This window comes from Streptomyces sp. NPDC059037 (assembly GCF_042740015.1).
GTDB lineage: Bacteria > Actinomycetota > Actinomycetes > Streptomycetales > Streptomycetaceae > Streptomyces.
This window is the reverse complement of sequence record NZ_JBHYIG010000336.1, coordinates 1-3,549: the sequence shown is the minus strand read 5'-3', so window position 1 is coordinate 3,549 and position 3,549 is coordinate 1. Positions and strand designations below refer to the sequence as shown.

Genomic DNA, 3,549 nt, shown 5'->3' with positions numbered 1-3,549 from the left:
CCGTCGGCCAGAGCCGACGGCACCCCGGAGTCGGGTCAGACGTCCGCGAAATCGCCCGAGAGGGCGGCCGCCATCCGCAGATGCGGGGCGGCGTCCGCGTCCCTGCCCTGCCGCTCCAGCGTGCGGCCGAGGAGCAGCCGGGCGTACTGCTCGACCGGGTCGAGGCCGATGACCGTACGCAGCTCGGCCTCCGCGCGCAGCAGCTGCGCCGAGTGGTAGTAGGCACGGGCGAGCAGCAGCCGCGGGGCGACCTGCTCGGGCACCTCGTCGGCCAGGTCGGCCAGGATGCGTGCCGCCGTGGCGTACTCCTTGGCGTCGAAGAACTGCCGCGCGCGCTCCCAGCGCTCGGCCGCGGTTCCGTGGCCGTAATAGGTCATCTCCACTGTTGCCTCCTTACTGGTGCGCACAACTCCGCCACGTGGTCAGAAATTCCACCGGGTGACGGGCGCGCCGCGTGCCTGCCGTCCGGCGCCCCGCGGGGCTAGGTTGTGCGACATGAGCAATCTTGATCGCGAGGCGGTTCCGGCCCTGTGCGGCGGGCGCGGGTTCGTCGTCGCCGAACCGGTGCGGGAACTCCTCAGTCCCAAGAAGGTCAAGCTCGGCGAGTCCACCGAGGTCCGCCGCCTACTGCCCAACCTGGGCCGCCGCATGGTCGGCGCCTGGTGCTTCGTCGACCACTACGGCCCGGACGACATCGCCGACGAGCCCGGCATGCAGGTGGGCCCCCACCCGCACATGGGCCTGCAGACGGTCAGCTGGCTGCACGACGGCGAGGTCCTGCACCGCGACTCCACCGGCGGCCTCCAGACCATCCGTCCGCGCGAGCTCGGCCTGATGACCTCGGGCCGGGCGATCTCGCACTCCGAGGAGAGCCCCAGGTCGCACGCCCGCTTCCTGCACGGCGCCCAGCTGTGGGTGGCGCTGCCGGACGCCCACCGCCACACCGACCCGAGCTTCGAGCACCACGCCGAGCTGCCGATCGTCACGGCTCCCGGCATCTCCGCGACCCTCATCCTCGGCGCGCTCGACGGCGCGGCATCGCCGGGCACGACGTACACCCCGATCGTCGGCGCCGACCTCGCCCTGACGCGCGGCGCCGACGTACGCCTGCCCCTGGACCCCGACTTCGAGTACGCGGTCCTCGCCATGTCCGGCGAGGCGAATGTGGACGGTGTCCCCGTACTCCCGGGATCGATGCTCTACCTCGGCTGCGGCCGGACCGAACTGCCGCTGTACGCCGGGTCGGACGCGGGCCTGATGCTGCTCGGCGGTGAGCCGTTCGAGGAGGAGCTCATCATGTGGTGGAACTTCGTCGGGCGCACCAACGAAGACATCGCACAGGCCCGTTCGGACTGGATGGACAGTTCGCGCTTCGGCGAGGTGAAGGGCTATGACGGCGACCGGATCCCCGCGCCGGACTTGCCGCCGGTGCCGTTGAAGCCGCGGGGACGGGTGCGTTGACCAGGGCGGTTGCTGTCGTCAGGGGCACAGCTCCCAGGAGTGCCTCTGCGGTCACCAACCGCAGCACCACCAGGGACGCAGCCAAGCTGCTTCAAGAGACCCTGAGTCCGCGGAAGGTTCCCGGATTGCGCAACGCCGGGCGATTTCTCCAGTGGCGGGGCGAAAGAAGCGTGGATAGAACGGGAGACACGCACACACGCGGGACAAGTGTCCCGCTGAAATGGAGAAGAAAATGGCCGCTGAGTCATTCTCTGCCGCGGGGGATACTTCTGGGACCGGCGAACCTCTGCTTTCGACGTCGGTTCACTGGGGCACCGCGCAGCTCCACGCCCTGACGCACGCCCTGCCCCACGACCCGCACGCCCCGCCGCCGCAGGCAGCCGACCACGACGCGGACGACTTTCCTTCGGAGCGGACCGCGCACAACGCCGCCGACGGATCCTCGGAACAGACGGCGCACTACGCCGACGACGGGCCACCCGAACAGACGGCGTCCGGCATGGACGACGACGCGCTGGAAGAGCTCATACGCGTCGCCGTGGTGTCCAGGCCCCTGGACGACGTCGTCGACCTCGTCACCCTCCTGGAGCAGTCACCTGACGGCGTGGCGACAGCCGCCTCGGTGCTCCGCCTGGCCGCCGTGGCCCGCTCCGTCGACGACGTCTCCCGGCTGGTGGAACTGATGGGCCCGCCGGAACACGCCGCCGAGCACATGGACGAGGCAATTCGGCACGCCGCCGAGGAACGGCCCATTCCGGAGGTGAGCCGTCTCGTTCACCTGCTCTCCCAGCCCCCGCACGATCCGCACAGCGGCGCCGAGGCGATGCATGCCGCCGGTACGACCAGATCTGTCGAGGATCTGATGAAGCTGATGGACAGCCTGCGAGAACGCAAGGACGCCGACAGCGCCGACGCCGGCCCCCCGGCCATGCCGATCGCGCCGCCGCCGGCCGAGCCCGTCAGCCCCGCACCCGTCCCGGCTGCCCCGGCCATGCACGCACGAGGCACAACACCCCTGGTGTGGCTGCGTCGTATGGCAGGTGTACTTCTTCTGCTCTGTGCGGCGGCCCATTTCCCGCTGAACTGGTCGGACGCGTCCACCCTCGGTCTCTCCGCCGCGCTCGGCGTATCCGTCATCTGCGCTCAGGCGGGGGCGGCACTGTGCCTGAGCAGGTCACCGGTCGTGGCCGTGGCGAGCACCCTGGTGGCAGGTGCGCTGGTCGTCAGCCACCTCGTGGATGATCAGGTCGACTCCAGAACGCTCGCCTACGTGTTGCGGCCTGACGGGGTGACAGCAGCGCTTCCCGCCCTGTCGGCGGTAGTTGCGACGCTGGCCTCCCTGCTGGTCGTGGCGTTCACGGTCGCCGGCCCCCGGGCCGGGGCGAAGCGGGAACCCGCCCCGCGTAGCTAGGCGTACACGAGGAGATGCTCGCGCTGATCGACGACATCGCCGATGAGCGCGAGCCGGAAGCAGCGGAAGTGCGGGGCGTTCGCCGGGAGTTCGGCGATCTCCAGCGCCCCTCAGTCGTCGGAGCCGAGCGCCGCGATGAGCCACGTGTCGATGGCCGGTAGCGCCTCGGGTCCGCTGTCCTGCTCCACCGAGCCGACCAGATTCGGCGATGGAGACCGCCTGCAGCGACGCTCGCCGGGCGGCATCGGCCGCCGCCCTGGGTTCTTGTCGGTCGCCGGCGGCAGGAGCGGCCGGGCGTGTCCGTGGTGCGCGGCCACCAGGTGGACGATGAGGTCCGTATCCAGGCACTGCGTGTGTGCCGGCCTGGTGGCGGGCCAAGTCCCGTACGGCCAAGGGCAGACGACGGCGGTCGCTCTGTGCTGCTGCCGGATGGCTGACGTCGCGAGTAACAAGCAGGGGGAACGCACAGTCTGTTCGCGTGTAGGCACAAGCAACTGCCCAGGTGCAGCAGTCGGCAGCTCAGCGCGAGATACGGCGAACGGCATGTCGGGAGTTCGCTGCGCAGGCAAACCTACTCGGCGACCACCATCGGCAATATCCCCAAATCCTCGGCGGCGTGAGCGACGTCGACTTGCATACCGAGGGGGGGGGCGGGGCCCACCCCCGCGGGGCGCCCC

The 3,549-nt window shown here is 70.4% G+C and carries 4 protein-coding genes; 2 read left to right on the top strand and 2 right to left on the bottom strand.

Going from position 1 to position 3,549, the window contains the following annotated elements; all coding sequences use genetic code 11:
• Positions 1 to 35: 35 nt before the first annotated feature.
• Positions 36 to 383, bottom strand: coding sequence for a tetratricopeptide repeat protein (locus tag ACFWY6_RS40470; protein ID WP_384701385.1), 348 nt, complete (start codon positions 381 to 383; stop codon positions 36 to 38).
• A gap of 112 nt (positions 384 to 495) precedes the next feature.
• Between ACFWY6_RS40470 and ACFWY6_RS40465 the strand changes: the two genes are divergently transcribed.
• Positions 496 to 1,461 carry a pirin family protein gene (locus ACFWY6_RS40465; protein WP_384701382.1) on the top strand — a complete coding sequence of 322 codons (966 nt, stop codon included), beginning with the start codon at positions 496 to 498 and terminating at the stop codon, positions 1,459 to 1,461.
• Between the two features lie 232 nt (positions 1,462 to 1,693).
• On the top strand, positions 1,694 to 2,872 hold the full coding sequence (locus ACFWY6_RS40460; protein WP_384701380.1) for a hypothetical protein: 1,179 nt from the start codon (positions 1,694 to 1,696) through the stop codon (positions 2,870 to 2,872).
• Between the two features lie 110 nt (positions 2,873 to 2,982).
• On the opposite strand, the gene ACFWY6_RS40455 is transcribed toward ACFWY6_RS40460, so the two are convergent.
• Positions 2,983 to 3,189 carry a hypothetical protein gene (locus ACFWY6_RS40455; protein WP_384701377.1) on the bottom strand — a complete coding sequence of 69 codons (207 nt, stop codon included), beginning with the start codon at positions 3,187 to 3,189 and terminating at the stop codon, positions 2,983 to 2,985.
• Positions 3,190 to 3,549 lie beyond the last annotated feature (360 nt).

What these genes read in the sequence shown, in the direction of transcription:
- ACFWY6_RS40465 (WP_384701382.1), top strand. Translation starts at nt 496, where the DNA reads ATGAGCAATCTTGATCGCGAGGCGGTTCCGGCCCTGTGCGGCGGGCGC.
- ACFWY6_RS40460 (WP_384701380.1), top strand. Translation starts at nt 1,694, where the DNA reads ATGGCCGCTGAGTCATTCTCTGCCGCGGGGGATACTTCTGGGACCGGC.